The organism is Paraburkholderia elongata, assembly GCF_013177735.1.
GTDB classification, from domain to species: domain Bacteria; phylum Pseudomonadota; class Gammaproteobacteria; order Burkholderiales; family Burkholderiaceae; genus Paraburkholderia; species Paraburkholderia elongata.
The window spans coordinates 12,332-30,915 of the sequence record NZ_WOEZ01000201.1; the positions used below are offsets into that span (position 1 = coordinate 12,332).

At 59.3% G+C, this 18,584-nt stretch carries 16 protein-coding genes; 9 read left to right on the forward strand and 7 right to left on the reverse strand.

The genetic code is table 11. The features are described from left to right. Nucleotides 1-103 precede the first annotated feature (103 nt). The 5 genes from GNZ13_RS36135 (at nucleotide 104) to GNZ13_RS36155 (ending at nucleotide 5,042) form a co-directional block, all read left to right on the forward strand. Nucleotides 104-1,003, forward strand: a complete 900-nt coding sequence (locus GNZ13_RS36135) for a LysR family transcriptional regulator (RefSeq protein ID WP_172173652.1) — start codon at nucleotides 104-106, stop codon at nucleotides 1,001-1,003. A 123-nt stretch (nucleotides 1,004-1,126) separates the two neighbouring features. Then, complete coding sequence (locus GNZ13_RS36140) at nucleotides 1,127-1,801, forward strand: histidine phosphatase family protein (protein WP_172173655.1); 675 nt, start codon at nucleotides 1,127-1,129, stop codon at nucleotides 1,799-1,801. Nucleotides 1,802-1,906: 105 nt separating this feature from the next. Continuing rightward, the gene (locus tag GNZ13_RS36145; protein WP_172173658.1) at nucleotides 1,907-2,923 is read left to right on the forward strand and encodes a phosphotransferase; all 1,017 of its coding nucleotides are present in this window, start codon (nucleotides 1,907-1,909) and stop codon (nucleotides 2,921-2,923) included. Between the two features lie 42 nt (nucleotides 2,924-2,965). After that, nucleotides 2,966-3,730 (forward strand): SDR family oxidoreductase, encoded by a 765-nt coding sequence (locus GNZ13_RS36150; RefSeq protein WP_172173661.1) that lies wholly within the window; start codon nucleotides 2,966-2,968, stop codon nucleotides 3,728-3,730. A 67-nt stretch (nucleotides 3,731-3,797) separates the two neighbouring features. Beyond that, entirely contained in the window at nucleotides 3,798-5,042 is a 1,245-nt protein-coding gene (locus tag GNZ13_RS36155; RefSeq protein WP_172173664.1) for an acyl-CoA dehydrogenase family protein, read from the forward strand. A gap of 135 nt (nucleotides 5,043-5,177) precedes the next feature. Here GNZ13_RS36155 and GNZ13_RS36160 read toward each other — a convergent pair whose 3' ends face one another. The 6 genes from GNZ13_RS36160 to GNZ13_RS36185 form a co-directional block, all read right to left on the reverse strand. After that, nucleotides 5,178-6,245 carry a porin gene (locus GNZ13_RS36160; RefSeq protein ID WP_172173667.1) on the reverse strand — a complete coding sequence of 356 codons (1,068 nt, stop codon included), beginning with the start codon at nucleotides 6,243-6,245 and terminating at the stop codon, nucleotides 5,178-5,180. 99 nt (nucleotides 6,246-6,344) lie between these two features. After that, complete coding sequence (locus GNZ13_RS36165) at nucleotides 6,345-7,526, reverse strand: thiolase family protein (protein WP_172173670.1); 1,182 nt, start codon at nucleotides 7,524-7,526, stop codon at nucleotides 6,345-6,347. A 131-nt stretch (nucleotides 7,527-7,657) separates the two neighbouring features. Then, a complete protein-coding gene (locus GNZ13_RS36170) occupies nucleotides 7,658-8,434 on the reverse strand; it encodes an enoyl-CoA hydratase/isomerase family protein (protein ID WP_172173673.1) in 777 nt (258 codons plus the stop codon). Then, nucleotides 8,434-9,849, reverse strand: coding sequence for an MmgE/PrpD family protein (locus GNZ13_RS53985; RefSeq protein WP_172173676.1), 1,416 nt, complete (start codon nucleotides 9,847-9,849; stop codon nucleotides 8,434-8,436). Before GNZ13_RS53985 ends, GNZ13_RS36170 begins: the two co-directional genes overlap by 1 nt. After that, nucleotides 9,846-11,180, reverse strand: a complete 1,335-nt coding sequence (locus tag GNZ13_RS36180) for a CaiB/BaiF CoA transferase family protein (RefSeq protein ID WP_236002345.1) — start codon at nucleotides 11,178-11,180, stop codon at nucleotides 9,846-9,848. The genes GNZ13_RS53985 and GNZ13_RS36180 overlap by 4 nt, the downstream gene beginning before the upstream one ends. Then, nucleotides 11,063-12,349, reverse strand: coding sequence for a CaiB/BaiF CoA transferase family protein (locus tag GNZ13_RS36185; protein WP_172173679.1), 1,287 nt, complete (start codon nucleotides 12,347-12,349; stop codon nucleotides 11,063-11,065). The genes GNZ13_RS36180 and GNZ13_RS36185 overlap by 118 nt, the downstream gene beginning before the upstream one ends. Nucleotides 12,350-12,662: 313 nt before the next feature. Between GNZ13_RS36185 and GNZ13_RS36190 the strand changes: the two genes are divergently transcribed. The 3 genes from GNZ13_RS36190 (at nucleotide 12,663) to GNZ13_RS36200 (ending at nucleotide 15,621) form a co-directional block, all read left to right on the forward strand. Next, complete coding sequence (locus GNZ13_RS36190) at nucleotides 12,663-13,271, forward strand: flavin reductase family protein (RefSeq protein WP_172173682.1); 609 nt, start codon at nucleotides 12,663-12,665, stop codon at nucleotides 13,269-13,271. Between the two features lie 48 nt (nucleotides 13,272-13,319). Then, nucleotides 13,320-14,663, forward strand: a complete 1,344-nt coding sequence (locus tag GNZ13_RS36195; protein WP_172173685.1) for an MFS transporter — start codon at nucleotides 13,320-13,322, stop codon at nucleotides 14,661-14,663. 64 nt (nucleotides 14,664-14,727) lie between these two features. Next, nucleotides 14,728-15,621: a LysR family transcriptional regulator gene (locus tag GNZ13_RS36200; RefSeq protein ID WP_172173688.1), complete on the forward strand. Its 894-nt coding sequence runs from the start codon at nucleotides 14,728-14,730 to the stop codon at nucleotides 15,619-15,621. A 14-nt stretch (nucleotides 15,622-15,635) separates the two neighbouring features. On the opposite strand, the gene GNZ13_RS36205 is transcribed toward GNZ13_RS36200, so the two are convergent. Then, nucleotides 15,636-16,343, reverse strand: coding sequence for a TetR/AcrR family transcriptional regulator (locus GNZ13_RS36205; protein WP_172173691.1), 708 nt, complete (start codon nucleotides 16,341-16,343; stop codon nucleotides 15,636-15,638). A 63-nt stretch (nucleotides 16,344-16,406) separates the two neighbouring features. On the opposite strand from GNZ13_RS36205, the gene GNZ13_RS36210 reads away from it, so the two are divergent. Continuing rightward, the gene (locus tag GNZ13_RS36210; RefSeq protein WP_172173694.1) at nucleotides 16,407-18,536 is read left to right on the forward strand and encodes an alpha/beta hydrolase fold domain-containing protein; all 2,130 of its coding nucleotides are present in this window, start codon (nucleotides 16,407-16,409) and stop codon (nucleotides 18,534-18,536) included. Nucleotides 18,537-18,584: the final 48 nt, after the last annotated feature.

Consider the following 18,584-nt stretch of genomic DNA (forward strand, 5'->3'; position numbering starts at 1 on the left):
AGGCTCGATATCGTTACTGACGCTCGGATTTTGCGGCGCTGATGCGTGCGCGTGAACATGAGGAGTAGGAAATGCAGTTCAATTGGCGTCGGGGAATTTGAAAATGCGTCTGTCAAAGGTTGATCTGAATCTCTTCGTGGTCTTCGAAGCCGTCTACAGAACGCGAAACCTGACGCGCGCAGCGGAGATACTGTTCATCACCCAGCCTGCTGTCAGCAACGCGTTGGCGCGGATGCGCAAAGCATTCGACGATCAGCTTTTTGTCAGCACGTCGGCCGGCATGATGCCGACGCCCGTTTCGGAAAATATCATCGGCCAGGTTCGTGAGGCGCTGCAACTGCTTGACTCGAGCACTCACGTCGGAGGACGCTTCGATCCCGCCTCATCTGAGCGTACGTTCCGGCTCAGCATGACGGACCTCACGGAGGCGCTCCTTCTGCCCGCGCTGGAGGAGGTGCTGCAGCGACTGGCGCCCGGCATTCGCATCGAAAGCTACTTCACGACGCGCAGAGAGGTTCCGGAAGCGTTAGCCAGCGGTGCCGTCAATCTTGCCATCGACGCGCCGCTGATTGACGACCCCTACCTCGAGCAGGAGCCGCTGGGTCGCGATCGGTATGCATGCATGCTGCGCCATGACCATCCGTTTAAGAGGAAGAAGCTGACGATCGACGATTACCTCGGGTTCGGTCATATTCACGTTTCCAGTCGCCCCCAGGGATCGGGTCTCGTCGATGCAGAACTGAACAAGCTGGGCCTCAGGCGATCGATTCAGACGCGGGTTCAACACTATCTGGTCGCCCCGTTGATCGCGATGCGAACCGATCTTGTCCTCACAGCCCCCCTTGTGCTCCTTCAGCGGTATGACGCGCGAATCCTTGAGCTGCCGTTCGATCTTCCGGATCTCGAGTCTCATGGCTACTGGCATCGAAGCGCGACCGAGGACCCGGCTCATCGTTGGCTGCGCGAGCAGGTTGGCCGTCTCATGCGGGAGATGAACCAGTAGCGGGGGCCTACGGTGGCATGCGCGCCCGGTGTCACGAAAATTTATGGCCGGCTATCACAACAATCAATTTCCTGAATGACGAGGCGCTGGGTATTCTGCTAGCCATGTTCAAGCGAGGATGGCATGGCAGAACTCTATCTTGTACGGCATGGTCAGGCGTCGTTCGGCGCCGAAAACTATGACGAGCTATCTCCTTCCGGTCGTACCCAATCACGTTGGCTCGGCGAGCACTTCGCGCAGGCGAAATTGCGCTTCGATCGCGTTGTCATCGGAACGATGCAGCGGCATCGGCAAACGGCCGATGCCATTCTCGCCGCGATGGGTGGCCCGCAAGTCGAGATCGCGCAAGACGCGGGTTTGAACGAATACGATTTCCAGGCATTGTTCGCGGCCATCGGCGAAGAGGGCTTGGCGCCAGGTTGGTCGGCCACAAGTTCGAAGAAGGACTTTTATAAAGGGCTCCGGCACGTGCTGCAGCTTTGGGCCGATGACCGCTTGCCGGGCCGTGTTCCAGAGACATGGCAGCAATTCCAGACGCGTGTCCAGCGTGCGCGCATCGAAATCCAGCGGGCTGGCGGCAGGCGCGTTCTGGTGGTGAGTTCGGGTGGTCCGATCGCGGTGACTGCCCAACAGGTTCTAGAGGCGCCTGCTGCGACCGCGATTGCACTCAACATGCAGGTTCGAAACAGCAGCGTTTGCCAATATGTCTTTAACGACGGCGCGATGTCGCTAGTCAGCTTCAATTCAGTGCCTCATCTCGAACGTGCCGAGAGGCATGAATTTGTCACCTACGGCTGACCTCGATCGGGATTCTCACTACATGAACTACCCCCACGCTCACATTCGTTCGCTGCCCCCCGAGGGGGCGGTTGCCTCCCTTGGGGCGGCCCGGCGGGAGGCAACATGAACGCCAGCCTTCACTTCGACATCGAAGATCTCACACGTTATCTCACGGCGCACGTGCCCGGGTTTCAAGGGCCGTTGTCCGTCGAGAAATTTCCCGGCGGACAGTCCAATCCGACGTTTCTTTTGAAGGCGCAAAGCGGTCGCTACGTGCTGAGGCGTCAACCTCCCGGCGCACTGCTCAAGTCCGCCCATGCCGTAGATCGAGAGTTTCGCGTGCTGTCGGCGCTCGGCCGAACACCGGTCCCTGTTGCCCGCGCTTATCATCTTTGCGAGGACCGTGACGTTATCGGCAGCCTGTTTTACGTCATGAGTTACGAAGACGGGCGAATCTTCTGGAATCCGGCGTTGCCCGAAGTGCCTGTCGAAGAGCGCGGCTCGATCTACGACGCACTGCTCGGCACGATGGCGGCGCTCCACGACGTGGATATCGACGAAGTCGGATTGTCGGACTACGGCCGCCCGGGCAGCTATTTTGCGCGTCAAATCGACGTCTGGACCAAGCAATATCGCGCCGCCCAGACCGATATGTTGGAGGCGATGGAGTCGCTGATCGAGTGGCTGCCTGCCCACTGTCCGGCGGAAGCGGGAAAGCCTTCGCTCGTGCACGGAGACTTCCGTATCGACAACCTCATTTTCATGCACGATGCACCGCAAGTTCGCGCTGTTCTAGACTGGGAGCTATCCACGCTCGGTAATCCTCTGGCTGACATCGCGTACTTTTGCATGTGTTTGCGACTCCCTCCGGGCAGCCATATCGCGGGACTTGCGGGCCTGAATCGAGGGGCGTTAGGGGTGCCTGACGAGGAGTCAATCGTCGCGCGGTATTGCGAGTTGCGGGGAATTTCGTCGATTGAGAACTGGAACTTCTACCTGGCGTTCAGCTTCTTCCGGCTCGCCGCTATCGCACAGGGCGTGAAGAAGCGGGCCTTGAGCGGTAACGCATCGAATGAAAAAGCGCGGCAGGTGGGGGAGATGGCTGGGACGCTTGCGAAGATGGGCATTGATCTGACATGAAGACAGGCGAGAAACCGGAACGTAGAAATAGGGAGACTGATCGTGACTACAAATTTGTTTGATCTGAAAGGAAAGATTGCTCTGGTAACGGGCGCGAGCCGCGGTATCGGTGAGGAGATCGCCAAACTGCTCGCCGAGCAGGGTGCCCACGTGATTGTGTCGAGCCGCAAACTGGAAGATTGCGAATCGGTGGCACGCGAGATCAACGAAGCGGGCGGAAGCGCTGAAGCCGAACCGTGCCATGTCGGGCGTCTCGAGGACATTCTCGCGATCTTCCAGCACATTCGTGCACGGCATGGCCGTCTGGACATCCTCGTCAACAATGCGGCGACGAATCCGTATTTCGGCCACATTCTCGACACCGATCTGGCGTCCTTCGAAAAGACGGTGGAAGTCAACCTGCGCGGTTACTTCTTCATGTCCGTGGAGGCGGGCAAGTTGATGCGGGAGCACGGTGGCGGTGCGATCGTCAACACGGCTTCGGTCAATGCATTGCAGCCTGGGGACAAGCAGGGCATCTACTCGATCACCAAAGCCGCCGTTGTCAACATGACGCGGGCGTTCGCGAAGGAGTGCGGGCCGTTGGGGATTCGAGTGAATGCGCTGCTGCCGGGATTGACCAAAACCCGCTTTGCGGGGGCACTGTTTCAAGATCAGGCCACGTACGAAAGCTGGATGTCGCGCATCCCGCTGCGACGCCACGCGGAACCTCGTGAGATGGCGGGCACCGTGCTTTACCTGGTGTCCGACGCTGCGAGCTACACCAATGGAGAGTGTGTCGTCGTCGACGGTGGACTGACGATCTAGTCAAGTGGTCGTAGCGCGCCGTTGGCCGATTCGTCGCCGACATTAACCAGGATTAAGGAAGAGCAAAATGGACTTTGCATATAGCCCGAAGGTCGAAGCGCTGCGCACCCAGGTGCGTACGTTCATGGACACTCACATCGTTCCGCGCATCCGGCAATGGCACGAGGAGGTGAGTGCGGGTCAATATCCGGTTTCCTTTATGGAGACCTTGAAGGAGCAGGCGCGTGAAGAGGGTCTCTGGAACTTGTTCCTTCCGCATCTGCGCGATGACGAGCCCGGTACCCGCCTGACCAATCTCGAGTACGCGCCCCTGGCTGAAATCATGGGGCGGGTGTCGTGGGCGTCCGAGGTGTTCAACTGCAATGCGCCGGACACGGGCAATATGGAGCTACTCCATATGTTCGCCACGCCCGCTCAGCGCGAGCAGTGGCTCAAGCCGCTTCTCGACGGCAAGATCCGCTCGGCGTTTGCGATGACGGAGCCGGCTGTGGCCTCCTCGGACGCGACCAATATCACGACGTCGATTCGTCGTGACGGGGATGACTACGTTATCGACGGCCGGAAGTGGTTCATCACGAACGCAGCACACCCGAATTGCACGCTCTTCATCGTGATGGGCAAAACGGATCCGGACGCACCGAGCCACCGTCAGCAGAGCATGATTCTCGTGCCTCGCGATGCACCCGGCGTCAAGGTTATCCGAAATATCACGGTGGTCAATCACCTGGCACCGGAAGGCCACTGCGAGATCGAGTTCAAAGGCGTGCGCGTACCCCGGTCGAATCTCCTCGGTGAAGAGGGCAGCGGCTTTGCGCTCGCGCAGGCGCGCCTTGGGCCGGGACGGATTCACCACTGCATGCGTTCGATCGGCGCCGCGGAACTGGCGCTCGAGTTGATGGTGGAACGGGCCCAGGCACGCACGGCATTCGGCAAGACGCTGGTTGAGCAGGGGGTCGTCGCCGAATGGATCGCGAAGTCGCGAATCGAAATCGATCAAGCGCGGTTGTTTGTTCTCAAAGCCGCATGGATGATCGACAACGTGGGTGCGAAGGAGGCGCGCAAGGAGATCTCGATGATCAAGGCGCTCGTACCGGGTGTTCACACCGCCGTTTGCGAGCGGGCGATGCAGGTGTTTGGCGCGATGGGGCTGAGCCCCGACACGCCATTGGCCGATAGCTGGACGTGGGGCCGTGCGTTGCGGTTCGCGGATGGCCCGGACGAGGTTCACTTGCAGAGCATTGCACGCATGGAAATCAAGGCGCAGCCCTATGAGCCGGGGAAGGATAATCCCTATCTGATGGCGTCGGTGTAAGGCCGGCAATCCGTGATGAGACCGTCGCGACCGTCGCGTATGGCTCCGGATGGCGCCGCCGACGTTCCGGTAGAACGGGACGTCGGCAAGCGTCAGGTCATCGAGTGCTGACCGGCGCACCTGCCTTCCTTGTTTTCAGAACTTCGTTCGCAGACCAATCATTGCGCCGGTTTGGACTTCGCCTGTGATCGACGTTCCAAAGCCGTTCACACCGAGATTTGTATGCTTCTTGTTGAGAACGGTGGCTGCCTGAAGATACACGTCCGTGCGCTTGGACAGAAGGTAGCTTGCGATCGCGGAAAGCAGCACTGGGTTCCCTTGGCCTGTGTTTCGGTCCTGCTGGTAGAGTAAATCCGAGGAAACATTGAACGCTGGCGTCACGAGGTATTTCGCACCAAGCCAATATAACGAAGAGTATCGATTCTGGGCAGCCTGCTTCTGCGCAAGAAATCGGTATGCCGCGTAAAACTGCACGGGACTTAGGTCGACTTGAGTTGCCGCGCCGAAGCGTTGGACCTTGTTATCCTGTGTTGCAATGGTGTTGCCGTTTTGCTGGTCGAAAAGCAGGCCTACGCTGACGACACTGCGTTGATAATTGATGAAGAGGCTTTCCTCCTTTCCAACCCGATAGTCCCCGGCGACCGGTCCGGCTCCCGTCACGCTGTCGTATCCGAAGCTGTACAGAGCATCTATCGAAAGTTTGCCGCCTAGCAGACCTATGTCTGCCAGGAATTTCGCGGAATTGTCTGCTCGTGAGACGAACGCCGCATCATACGCAGGGCTTGAGTAAAGGGCAGGCGCGACAGGGTCATAAGCGAGGTCGAAATCGTAAATAGCCGTAACTTGCCGTCCCAGTGTAAGCGTGCCGTACGGTGAAGTGAGCCCAACGTAGGAAGATCGGCCCCACAGCCGACCGCCGTTGTTCAAGGTTCCTTTGGTCGCATCGAAGCCATCCTCAAGCACGGCGATGACCCCATAACCGTCGCCGAGAGCCTCTTTAACGCGCAATCCCCATCGCGACGTCTGTGCACCGCCCGAGGTGAGCGAAAACGCGGTGCCGCTTCTTCCGTTGGCCGTTGGCACATGATTGACAGCTTGTACCGCCACATCGACGATGCCGTACAGCGTGACGGAATTCTGAGCCCATACTGGCACTGCAGCAATACACGAAAAAAAAAGCATAACTAAATGATTGATTTTCATATGTCTCCATTGGCTCTCTTATTGACTGGATCTTTAACCGCCCCGCCTACTTATTTGTGTCAGAAACTTCAATCATTGCGCCTGTCGAGGCTGAACCGCTTACTGAAAGCTGGAGAGGATTGTTACGGCAGCGAGTGCCGAATCTTTGCCAATCTGCCCTCCGGAACACTCGGCAAGTGCGACTTCGGCTCCTTCTCGCTGGCGCTTGCCTGCGTTGCCCCGCAGCTGGGTCGTGAGTTCAACAATCTGTGCGATGCCGGTTGCTCCGACGGGATGGCCACGACTGAGCAATCCGCCTCCAGGATTGACTGGCAGCCGACCGCCGACTGATGTGACGCCTTCGCGCAGGAGTTTCACGCCTTGATCTGGAAGCGCAAATCCCAAACGTTCATAGAGCATGATCTCGGCTGGTGCCGAAGCGTCGTGGACTTCGGCAACGTGAATATCCTCGGGACCGAAACCTGAGTATTCGTACGCCTCGTCGGCTGCGCGTGAGGCACACGTCGGGCCGTCGCCGTCATTATTTGCCGAGACCAGTTTCGACGCACGCACATAGACGCGGCGCGCTCGCAGACTTCGGGCAACGTCTTCGCTGACCAGAATGGCTGCAGCCGCTCCGTCTGCAATGGGAGAACACATGTTGAGGGTGAGCGGGGCGCTGATCATGCGGCTCGAGAGAACCTCTTCGGTGGTGACGGGCTGACGGAACTGGGCCCACGGACTCAAGGAGGCGGCTTGTCGGCTTTTCACGCAAAGGAGGGCGAAGTCTTCGGGCGTCGCGCCGCTACTCTCCATATAGCGTCGGGCGCGCTCCGAATAGATGTCCATGAACACCGAATGACCTTGAGGCGCTTCTCGCTGGAGATGCGCGCGCTCTTCAACATCGACGCCGGCGGCGAATGCGCCGAACGTCACGGATTTGTCGATGTGGGTGAGTTTTTCGGCGCCGATCGCGAGCGCTACGTCGGTTTGCCCCGACGCGACAGATAACCATGCGAGATGGAAGGCCGTTGAGCCCGACGCGCAGGCGTTGTCAACGTTAATGATCGGGGAACCCATCAGCGATGTATTCCTGAGTGCAACCTGTCCTCGAATCGTTTCCTGACCGGTTACAAGGCCAGAGAGCGCGTTTGCAAAGTAGGTCATGCCGATCTGTTGGTAATCAACGCCGGCGTCTGCTACTGCAGCGGACAGCGCCTCCTCGGCGAGTGAGCGCACATTCCGGTCAAGGAATTTTCCAAACGCTGTCTGACCAATTCCAGCGACAACCACGTGTCTCATGCCATCTCCTTCGTTAGATTAGAACAATCGACCGGCTACGGATGCACCGTGAAATGGCACGGCGGCATGCGTGCCGGTCACAAGTGTTGGACACCACTCGTCTTGACTTGACTGGGTTCGCGAAGCGAATGCTATCGCCCAACGAAATTGGGTTTGCGCTTCTCCTGAAACGCCTTGCGGCCTTCCAGGCGGTCTTCTGTATCTCGAAGCAGGCCGAGCGCGAACTGCTCGCTCTGGATAGCCGTTAGAAGCGGTAGATCAAGTCCATCACGCACCAATCGCTTTACAGCACGTACAGCAAGCGGGGCATTGCTTGCAATACGCCGGGCAATCCGGATTGCTTCATCTTTTAGCTGATCAAAAGGCACAACGCGGCTAACGAGACCGATTCGTAAGGCGGCGTCCGCATCGATCCGGTCGCCTGTCAGCATCATCAGCATGGCATCGGACAGGCCGACCATTCGCGGAAGGCGCTGTGTTCCGCCAGCTGCAGGGATGCTGCCAACGCAGACTTCAGACTGACCGAACTGGGCGTTGCTCGATGCAATCCGGATGTCGCATGCCAAAGCGAGCTCCATCCCGCCGGCAAGTGCGTAGCCATTGACTGCACAGATCATCGGTTTGTCGATTTCAAGGCCCGCAAAAGGGTAGAGCCAGCGCGGCCGCCCGAACGTGAGCTCCGCGAAGCTCTCTTTAGGCGGATTAGTTTTCTTGAGGTCAGAACCTGTGCAGAATGCCTTATCTCCGGCTCCCGTCAGAATAATGACGCGGACCCTATCGTCGTCATTCGCACGCTGAAAAATCTCGTTCAAGTCCACGAGAGACTCCGGATCAAGTGAGTTCATCACCTCCGGTCGGTTCAGGGTAATAGTTGCTACGTGATCCATTACATCGTAGAGAATTCCCATCAATGCACCTCGTATGCCGGGTTCGTGGCGCCTTCTATCGCATCGAGAACTTCCCGAACGCTAAAGCCCCTAAGGTTGGTTGCTGCCTCGTAAAGCGATACGGCGTCGATCGGGCTATCCGCCCATGCCAGGCAGTCCGTGATTTTCTCGATCAACTCCTGATCGGATAAGGGATTGGAGGGCGCGCCTCGAAGAGAGTCGATGTGTCGTGACAGCAGCCGGCCGTCCTTGGTACGTACCGCGACGGATGCCCAACGCGGCGTCATGCCGCCAGCGACCTCACTTGCGCTGACCCTTTCAATGAAGCTTTGAAGTCGAGGCCTATGCACGGCCGCATCGGTGAAGCTTGATAAGCCAATCACACCATCCTCGATCGCTGCCGCGACGGCGTATCCCATACTGAATTTGGCTTCTACACCGCTTGCAGGCACCCCGCGAATCAGAGGCGACAGCGCGCCGTAGCTAGTCTCTATTTCGACGGACTCTATATCGTCCAGCTTTAAATCGAACTCCTTCTTCAGCTCGAACAAACCGTCCAATGCTCGATGCACGGCATAACAGGCCGGGTATTTTTTAATTTCTACACCGCTGCGCTCGATCTCGAGGGGTAGCTCCCCCAACTTGTGCAACTGGGCCGAAATATCTTCTGAATTGGAGTACAGCGACGTGTAGCCGGCACGACCGTCAATGGCGCCTGGGGAGGCGGAGAAGCCTCGTTCGGCGAGCAACACCGCCCGCAGCGCCGCCGCACCGCATTGACCCGCCTGAAAGGACTTCGCATCAAAGCCAAAGTTGGCGCGGGTACCGGCGGTCTGGGCAACGGCCAGGCCAATCGCCGATACGGTTGCGGCGACGTCGAGACCAAGTAGATGAGCGCATGCAGCAGCGGCCGCTATCGTTCCCACGGAGGAGGTCATATGCCAGCCCCTATCGTAGTGTGTCGTGGCTAACGCTTTTCCCAGTTTGCAGGCGATTTCCAGGCCAACGACATAGCCGCTCGCCAGTCGGCCAGCGCTAATGTCACGCGCTTCCCCCAACGCCATCAGCGCAGGAAGCAACGCTACGCTTGGATGACCGCTCATCGGCGAAGACGCGTCATCAAAATCGAGGACGTGGGCCGCCGTTCCGTTCAGGAGCGCGGCTCCCTCGACCGTTGTCGCCTCGCGCCGACCCCAAATTCGCGCGAATCCTGGCCGCGAGGCTGATGTTGGGTGTTCAAGACCCGGGGTGAGTCCCGCAACGTAGCCGCGCATACGATGGACAGCGGGTTCATCGGAGGCGGCAATACAGACAGCGAACGTGTCGGCTATCGCGCGCCCGCACGTCCGTATATGGCTATCGTCCAGACTAGCCGGATCGAATGCGCTCGCGAACGAAGCGATGGTTTCACTTGCTGAGGGTGGCCGGCTCGTCACGTCAATACTCCGTTTGAACGCAACACATCGATCTCGGCACCGCTAAGGCCGAAGACATTGCGGCACACGTCATCGGTATGCTGCCCAAGCAGCGGCGCTGCGTAACGCGGTGTGCTTGGATGATCGCTGATACGGAATGGTGGAGCGTTGTACACGGTCTCACCCATTTCAGGGTGCTGGAGCTTGACCCAATGACCTCGGTGTTGCAATTGCGGGTCGTGATCGACGATGTCAGCTGCCGTTCTGACGACACCTGCTGCGACGCCTTTGGCCTGCAAAGCAGCCATCAGATCTTCTGCATCCCAGTCTTTTGTCGCACGCGCCAACGCAGTTTCGTGTTCGGCGCGATTCGCCCACCGTCCGGCGGAAGTTGCGAATTCCGGCGCGGCCAGCCATGCCGGCTCACCGAGCGCCGCGACCAGACTATTCCACGCCCGGTCTTCCCACGCTGAAATGGCGATCCATTTGTCGACGCCGCGGCAGGGAAACACGCCATGAGGGGAACGTGGCATCCGTTGGTTGCCGCTGCGGCCACCGGCTTCCTGATTCGCGCTGTACTTCATGATGTCCGGGCCGAGGAGTGCGAGAGTCGGCTCCGTTTGAGCAACGTCGATGTACTGCCCCTGTCCCGTCAGGCGGCGATGTCGCAGTGCGGCCAGCACGGCGAAGGCCGCGTGGCACGGGTTCGGAATATGGTCCGGGAAGTTCGTCCCGGTACCTGCCGGTTCTCGATCGGGAAGGCCGCACATAAATTGCAGGCCCGTCAGCGCGCCAATCGTCAATCCGTAGCCTAGGTACTTATATTCCGGTCCCGAAGCGCCTTGCATCGACATAGCCAGGTAGATGACGTCGTTTCGAATACGTTTGACGTCGTCGTATCCGAGACCGAATTTTTCCATCGTACCGGGCGTGAAGTTATTGGCGACGATGTCACTCGTTGCAATGAGCTGGCGCGCAAGATCCTGACCCTCGGCGGTCTTGAGATTCAATGTGATGCTTCTCTTGCTGCTGTTGCGGTCAGCAAAATATCCGCTACGGTTCAGACCGGGAATCCCGTCCTTATACGGGCGACTGCTGCGTAAAGAATCGAGGCGCTCGGCGCTCTCAATCTTGATCACGTCTGCACCGTGATCGGCGAGCAGCTTCGTGGTAAACGATCCTGCCCCGATCCACGTAAAATCAGCGACGCGGATGCCTTCTAGAGGAAGTCGTTTCAATTCAGCACTCCTGCTTGCAAAAGAGCCGCTCGCGCGGCTTTGTCGTAGCCTAGTTCGGCGATGACCGCATCGGTGTGTTCGCCTAGCCGAGGTGGGGGAGAAGGACTGCGCCATGGCGTAGCCGTCAGCTTGTACGGCGCACCCGGCATGGTGAGTATCTGCTGCGAGGGCGAATGCTGGATGGTTGTGAAGAAGCCCCGATGCGCCAACTGGCGATTTTCGAGGATATCCTTTGGTGTGCTGATGGGGCATATCGGTATGCGGCGAGCCTGTCCAGCCTGATAAAGCCAGGCCTTCGTGCGCGTCCGGGCGAAGGGCAGAAACAGCTCCGCGAAGATCGTCTTGGCTTCGTCCGTGACAAGATAGTCGTGGCTGGCCCACTTTTCATCGAGCAGCTGCGCCGCGGCCGGTACGCCTTCGTCCACAAGCCACTGAACGGTTGATTCCCAGAACCGTGTGGAAGCGATGCCTCCCGCCATCAGGTAGATCTGCCCGTCTGCACATTGGAATACGCCGGTACCAGCCATTCGCTGCTGTCCCGATTCCCTCTTGCGCACGATGCCTTCGAGGTCGTAGAACTGGATTGCCGTTTCGAGACCCATGACGACGCATTCCTGGATCGACACATCGATGTGTTTTCCTGGCCGGTCACCTGAAGCTGCATCGACGGAAAGGAGTGCCATCATCGACGCGACGGATGCGAACTGGGCAGCAGCGAGATAGGCCAGATTGCCGTGTGCCGCGATGGGAGGACTGTCGGGATATCCGCCCAGATAGAGAAGACCGCCTAACGCGAGGGCGACGATATCTTCAGATTCATAATGGGCGTAGGGACCGTCCTGGCCAAAGGGCGTGATGCTCGTCATCACCAATCGCGGAGCAATGGATGCAAGACTTTCATAGTCCAGCCCTCGCGCCGCCATGGTGCCCGGCTTTTCCGACTCAATCAGAAGATCGGCGCGTTTTACGAGCTCCCTGAATATCTGCTTGCCCTCCGGGTGGTCCAGATCGAGGCAGACACTCCGCTTGCCGGCGTTGAAATAGGCGAATGGAAGGCTGTATTCGATATGGACCTTGTCGTCGAGGAAGGGACCCTCGCGCCGAACACTGGAGCCGCGGATTGGCTCAATCAGAATGACGTCGGCCCCAAGATCGGAAAACTGCTTTCCGCAATATTGCCCTGCGAGACCGGACATATCGATGACCTGGACCCCCTGCAACGCGCCAGGCTGAGGAGTGGTGCCCCGGGCCTTGTTGAGCAATGAATCTAATGTGCTGTTCATGGACATGCCTTTTTGCGTGGAACTCCAGTCAATGCGTTTCGATGTCGCTTGACGGGAGTCGCTGACGAACCCGGCTAAAAGCGAACGCTACGAAACATGAGACGGAAGGTAGGCTTGGGCGGAAGTTGCGGCAAGAACGAAAGTCTTCTTTCTGGTATGCGCCTTCTACATGAGCGCCTTCGATCATTAGCCGCATAACAGAAAGAACGGATCCGTTCTTGTTGGTCCGGGGGCAGCGAACGTAGGATTTCCTCAACCGCGGCTTTGCGCCCAGCACAGGCCGACTGATGAACCCACTATTCTTCACGATCATATGAGCCATCTTTTGTACGAATCGGTCGATCTCCTCAAGTTCAGCGAGGAGAGCCGGTACAAGTTCCTTACCGGTTCAGTGGTGCCCAGACCGATCGCATTGGTCACATCATTGAACGACGAAGGTGTTCTCAACGCCGCGCCGTTCAGCCAGTTTGTGATTCTCTGCGTCACCCCACCGCTTCTAGGCATCGTTGCGCAGACGACACCGGCTGGTTACAAGGACACGGTTAGAAACGTGCTGCGGTCTGGGCAGTATGTGATCAACGTAGTGTCGGAAGAGATGGCGGAGCAGGTGCAGCAATGTGCGATCGACTACCCTTCTTCGGTAAGTGAAGTAGAGGAGGTTGGCTTCAGCACCACGCCATCAGTCACCGTATTGCCAAAGCGAATCAGCGAATCACCGTTGCAGTTTGAGTGCCGCCTCCACCAGCACGTGGAGTTCGGCGCGCCGGGGTCGCAAACAACGCTCCTCGTCGGCGAAGTCATGCTGGTCCATTGTGCGCAAGGGGTGTTGGAGGGACACAGGGTGAACCACGAGGCGCTGCGGCCATTAGGCAGAATCGCCGGCAGAAGCTACTGCAGGACCGGGGACACGCTGAGCGTCTAGACCTGTCGGCCAGTTAGCCACTTGAAAACCATAAAGACGGAGACAGGCATGACCCATATCGAAGCCGCTGCAGGTGCTGGCCATTCAGAGGCACCGCTGGAGCGCGCGCTGTATGCGCGTATCGGATGGCGGATTTTTCCGATCGTGCTCCTTGGGTACATATTCGCGTATCTGGACCGGATCAACATTGGTTTTGCCGCGCTGCAAATGAAGGCGGACCTTGGGTTCACCGACGCCGTCTATGGCCTGGGGGCAGGAATCTTCTTCGCGGGCTACCTCGCTTGCGAGGTGCCGAGCAACCTCCTGCTGCAAAGGGTGGGTGCGCGGCTGACGATGGCGCGGATCATGATCTGCTGGGGGGTGACGTCGTGCTGCATGATGTTTGTGCGGACGCACTCCATGTTCTATATCTTGCGCGTACTGCTCGGCGTCTTCGAGGCTGGCCTTACACCTGGCGTCGTCTTTTATCTGACGCTGTGGTATCCGGAGGCGCGGCTCGCGAGGGTGACGGCGCTTTTTCTAAGTGGAAGCGTCATGGCCGGTTTGCTGGGCTCGCCGGTTTCCGGTGTCGTGCTGGATGCGATGTCTGGTGTTCATGGATTGCGAGGATGGCAATGGCTGTTCCTGGTTGAGGGCTTTCCATCGATACTGCTTGGCGTTGTTTCACTATTGCTCTTGCCAGACGGACCGCAAAGTGCGCGCTGGCTATCCGAGGCTGAACGTCGCCAGGTTTCGGCCCGGTTGCCGGCAGGGCGCAACCGGAGTCACGGCGGATTCGGGGCGGCTTTGCGCGATTCCAATGTGTATGCCATCGCATTTGCATGGTTCACCGTGATCTGCGGGACGTACGCCGTGTCGTTCTGGATGCCGATGATGCTGCGGAGCGCAGGAGCGCTCACAGCTTCTTCGATTGGCTTGTGGTCCATCGTTCCCTATGGCGTGGGCGCGATGGGGATGATCCTGCTATCGAGGCACTCGGATCGGACGCTTGAGCGGCGCTGGCACGCCGCCGGTTGCGCATTGGGCGGTGCCGCGGCTCTCGCGATGCTTCCCGTGGTAGGAAGCAACTTCCCGCTGACGCTTGTCGCGCTGACCGTCGCGACGGTTTCAGTGTTCAGCGCAATGCCGATATTGTTCTCGATTCCAATGACGTTTCTCTCTCCGCGTGCTGCGCCCGGAGGAATCGCCCTCATCAATTCCATCGGTCAGACGGGGGGATTTCTAAGCCCATTCATGCTCGGCTGGGTCAAGGCTACAACCGGCAGCCTGAATATCGGCTTGTATATCATCGCCGCGCTGCTTGGCCTTGGAGCCGTTGTCATGGTCAATGTCGTCAAAACTTCGCCAAAACAGGTTCGGGGCGTGGACGAGGATGCGGTACCCGGCGTATAAAATCCTTTCGCGCACGATTCAACGATCTCGTGATTCTCCGGACCACAGAAAGTGTTGGCAGACGATGGATATAAAACAGCTTCGGTACTTTGTCCGGGTTGCGGAACTGGGCAGCGTCGGAAAGGCATCCGACGTCCTTGACATTGCCCAACCCACACTCAGTCGGCAAGTCCGCGCACTTGAGGTTGAACTGAAGACCACGCTGTTTTCGCGAAACGGTCGTGGTGTGATTTTGACGCCCGCGGGTCGCCGGTTCCTCGAACATGCGAGAGGAGTCCTTCACGCTGCCGACTTCGCATTGATCGCGTTGAAAGAGGGCGAGTCAGCGTATGAGGGGCGCGTCATTGCAGGCTTTACGCCAAGTGTCGGCCGCACTCTGATTCCTACATTTGTCGAGCGCTTCATAGAGCGATTCCCCAAGGCTTCGTTGAGCGTCGTCGAGGGATATTCGAGTTCGCTGCATGAGCAGTTACTGGTCGGCAGCCTCGATTTTGCAATTCTTCAGAATCCAGCCGCGTCCCCCAATCTGGTCATCGACCCTATCGCGACGCAGGATCTGTATCTGATCGGTGCGAGTCCGATTGGGCCAAAGCATGACGAGGTCGAGTTGAGGGAGCTCGCTCGTGTGCCTCTGATCATGCCTCACGCGCCCCATACCATTCGGCCGCTTCTAGAATATGAGGCCGCGCGCTTAGGCATTATGCTGACGATGACCTTCGAGATCGATGCTGTTCGCTCGATAGTTGAGCTGGTTGAGCGCGGCGTCGGCTATACGGTGATGCCGATCAACTCGCTGCGTCGCAGTGATTACCCTGCGTTACATTGGCAAAAAATCGTCTCTCCAAAGATACAGGTCACCCTATCGATGATTACGCCGATCAAGAGGCCGCAAACCCCCCTCCCAGTTGAGGCAGCGAGCTTGGCGAAGGAAACCTTGAGCGGGCTTTTATTGGATTGATGGAATTGGGCGTTTCATCTGGGCCTTGCCGGCAGCTGGCCTAAATCAGATCCCCCCAGCAATGACCGCGTTTCTTCCGACGGCTCTGCCGTAAGTACGCTTTCGAAGCTGTCCATCAAGCTGGACACAGCGTATTGCGGCGACCAAAGCCCTCCCGAATCTCCACTGTCCCGACTCGCTTCCCACGCTGCCAGCGAGGCATTGCCGTAGATGCCCACAAGCGACAGTCGGTGATCGACGATTGCCGGCGGAATATCGGAAAGCAGGTCCCGGAGCAAGGCGTTGCAACGCTGATAACCCAGATTCCACTTGTTTTCCAGCGCCTCCCGCAAGAACGCGCGGTTGTTCAACTGCAAGTTGGCGATCATGCGGATGTACGTCGCCTGACCCGTACGATCCGCCAGCTCAAGCATCGGAAAGAGCAGCGCGCCTAATACCGCTCGCACGTTTATCCCTTCCTCCGCCTCCAGTCTGTCGAGCCGCGCCTGACGGTCTTCGTCTATCAGACGCGCACCGTCGACGACCAGCTCACGTGCCAGTTCCAGTTTGTTCCCGAAGTAGTAGCGCAGCGAGGCGCTGTTGCGCTGCCCTGCGGCCGAGATGATGTCCTGCACGGATACCCCGTCCAATCCGCGCAGCGCGAACAGGCGTTGGGCTTCTTCTTTTAAGCGAATTCGTGTCTCCGCTCCATCCGAGCGAAGGGTTTTCCCTGACGTCGTCATTACTTTACCGTGTCGAGTTAATTAACTACACTGGCATAACTAACCCAGTTGGAGAAACTTAGCATGAAAGTCATCGTTGTTGGAGGAGGCATTGGTGGGCTCACGAGCGCTCTGGCGCTGCTGCGCCACGGTATCGAGCCGATTGTACTGGAGCGCGCCCCGCAATTGACCGAGGTCGGAGCGGGCGTCCAGATCGCTGCGAACGGCACGATTGTGCTGCGGGAACTGGGGCTTGAGGCGGCGCTGGCGAGCATTGCGACCGTGCCGGAGCGCTTTGACTACCTGGAGTTGTCAACGGGACGTCTCCTGTACGTTGCCCCGCTCGGCAAGGAGGCAGAGGCACGTTACGGCGCGCTGCTCTACAACGTCCACCGCGCCGACCTGATCGACTTGCTCGCGAAGGCCGTGCCGCCCAATGTGATCCGGCTGGGGGCGCAATGCGCGTCGGTGTCCCAGGACGACGAGGGCGCCTACGTCACGCTGCAAAACGGCGAAGTGATTCGTGGCGACGCCGTGATCGGTGCGGATGGCATTCACTCTGCCGTTCGGACGGCCCTGCGGGGACCCGAGGAGAAGCAGTTCGCCAACATCCTGATGTGGCGCTCGCTCATCCCTGCCGACCGGCTTGCGGGCCTGAGGTTGCCGGTGGCGGGGAACAACTGGTTCGGCGTGGGCCGGAATATCGTCTCGTACTGGGTGCGCAAGGACCTCTACAGCATTCTTGCGTCGGTGCCGGCCACCGAAGTGAGCCGCGAGTCGTGGACGCAGTCGGGGGACGTCGCGCAACTGCGGCGCTCGTTCGAGGGTTCCGAGCCGACCGTCCAGAAAATGCTGGAAGCCGTGGACTCGACGTTCATCACGGGGATGTACCACCGGGATCCGATCGAACACTGGAGTACCGGACGGATCGCCCTGCTCGGCGACGCCGCGCATGCAATGGTGCCCTACCTGGCGCAAGGCGCCTGCCAGGCGATCGAAGACGCCTGGGTCCTCGCCACCTGTCTCGCGAACCATGGCCCGGCCGGCGTTCAGGACGCGCTGCTGGAATACGAACAGCGCCGCCAGCCGCGTACGACGCGGATTCAGGCGGGCGCGCGCTTTGTCGTCGATTGGGCGCACGAGCCCGACGAGGCGCGTGTACGCCAGCGCAACGGGCGTCTGAAGGGGCTCTCGCGTATCGATCCGCTGGCAGAGGCTTCGTGGTCGTTCGCCTGGGGGCACAACATCCTCGAGGCCGTCAAGCTGCCGCCGGGCGAGGTCGTAGGCTTGAGCGCGGCACGCGAAGGAAAGCGGATGGCGCGCCCCGAGAGCCAGCGCGCTTTCGATCTCTGGAAAGGCGTGTTCAAGCCGGATGACATTGCGCGTGGCGACCGGGGGCAACGTGCAGCCTACGAACGGTTCCTGCTGGAGCAATTCCCGGCGCCGGCAAGCACCGAAGTGACGGACGTCGATCTTCACGGGGTGAGCGCGTTGCGCGTGGTTGCAGCGGGAGCAGGGCGAAAGGCGACGGTGTTGCACTTCCACGGCGGCGGCTACGTGCTGGGAACGGCTAAGAGCTCGGTTGAATATGCAAGCCGTCTCTCACGCGCCCTGAACGGTCCGTGCTACACGGTCGACTATCGCCTCGCGCCCGAGCATCCGTATCCGGCGGCATTCGACGACGCATTCAGCACCTATCGCGGCTTGCTCGCTTCGGGTGTCGATCCGTCGACGGTGTTCCTGAGCGGCGAATCGTCCGGTGGCGGCCTGGCTCTCGCGCTGGCTGCCGCGCTGCGTCGCGCGGGGCTGCCGTTGCCGGCCGGCGTCATTGCAATCTGCCCACTCACCGACCTCACGCTTGGCGGCCCCTCCGTCATGGCGAATTCGGGAGACGACCCGGCCGCGAATCGCGAGACGCTTTCCAACCTTGTCGCATCCTACTTCCAGGGCCATGAGCCGACCGATCCGATGGTGTCGCCGCTGTTCGCGGATCTGGCAGACCTTCCGCCGGTGTTCCTTTCGGCCGTGGAGGGAGAGGTGCTGGAAAGCGACACGACTCGTTTTGCGGAGCGGGCAAAGGCAGCCGGCGCGAACGTGACGCTGAAGATGGTGGCCGATTCGGTTCACGTCTTCACGCTTTTCCCGTTCCTGCCGGAAACCGCCGAGACGCTCGAAGAAATCGGCCAGTGGAGTCGCCAGCTTCTTCAGAAGTAGACAGACGCATCCGCCTCGCGCACGGCGTCAGGTTCGGCTGCGACAACC

Coding starts and splice junctions, on each gene's coding strand:
- GNZ13_RS36135 (WP_172173652.1), top strand. CDS start 104: ATGCGTCTGTCAAAGGTTGATCTGAATCTCTTCGTGGTCTTCGAAGCC.
- GNZ13_RS36165 (WP_172173670.1), bottom strand. CDS start 7,526: ATGAGACACGTGGTTGTCGCTGGAATTGGTCAGACAGCGTTTGGAAAA.
- GNZ13_RS36185 (WP_172173679.1), bottom strand. CDS start 12,349: ATGAACAGCACATTAGATTCATTGCTCAACAAGGCCCGGGGCACCACT.
- GNZ13_RS36195 (WP_172173685.1), top strand. CDS start 13,320: ATGACCCATATCGAAGCCGCTGCAGGTGCTGGCCATTCAGAGGCACCG.
- GNZ13_RS36160 (WP_172173667.1), bottom strand. CDS start 6,245: ATGAAAATCAATCATTTAGTTATGCTTTTTTTTTCGTGTATTGCTGCA.
- GNZ13_RS36155 (WP_172173664.1), top strand. CDS start 3,798: ATGGACTTTGCATATAGCCCGAAGGTCGAAGCGCTGCGCACCCAGGTG.
- GNZ13_RS36210 (WP_172173694.1), top strand. CDS start 16,407: ATGAAAGTCATCGTTGTTGGAGGAGGCATTGGTGGGCTCACGAGCGCT.
- GNZ13_RS36180 (WP_236002345.1), bottom strand. CDS start 11,180: ATGGCGCAGTCCTTCTCCCCCACCTCGGCTAGGCGAACACACCGATGC.
- GNZ13_RS36140 (WP_172173655.1), top strand. CDS start 1,127: ATGGCAGAACTCTATCTTGTACGGCATGGTCAGGCGTCGTTCGGCGCC.
- GNZ13_RS36205 (WP_172173691.1), bottom strand. CDS start 16,343: ATGACGACGTCAGGGAAAACCCTTCGCTCGGATGGAGCGGAGACACGA.
- GNZ13_RS36170 (WP_172173673.1), bottom strand. CDS start 8,434: ATGGGAATTCTCTACGATGTAATGGATCACGTAGCAACTATTACCCTG.
- GNZ13_RS36145 (WP_172173658.1), top strand. CDS start 1,907: ATGAACGCCAGCCTTCACTTCGACATCGAAGATCTCACACGTTATCTC.
- GNZ13_RS36190 (WP_172173682.1), top strand. CDS start 12,663: ATGAGCCATCTTTTGTACGAATCGGTCGATCTCCTCAAGTTCAGCGAG.
- GNZ13_RS36200 (WP_172173688.1), top strand. CDS start 14,728: ATGGATATAAAACAGCTTCGGTACTTTGTCCGGGTTGCGGAACTGGGC.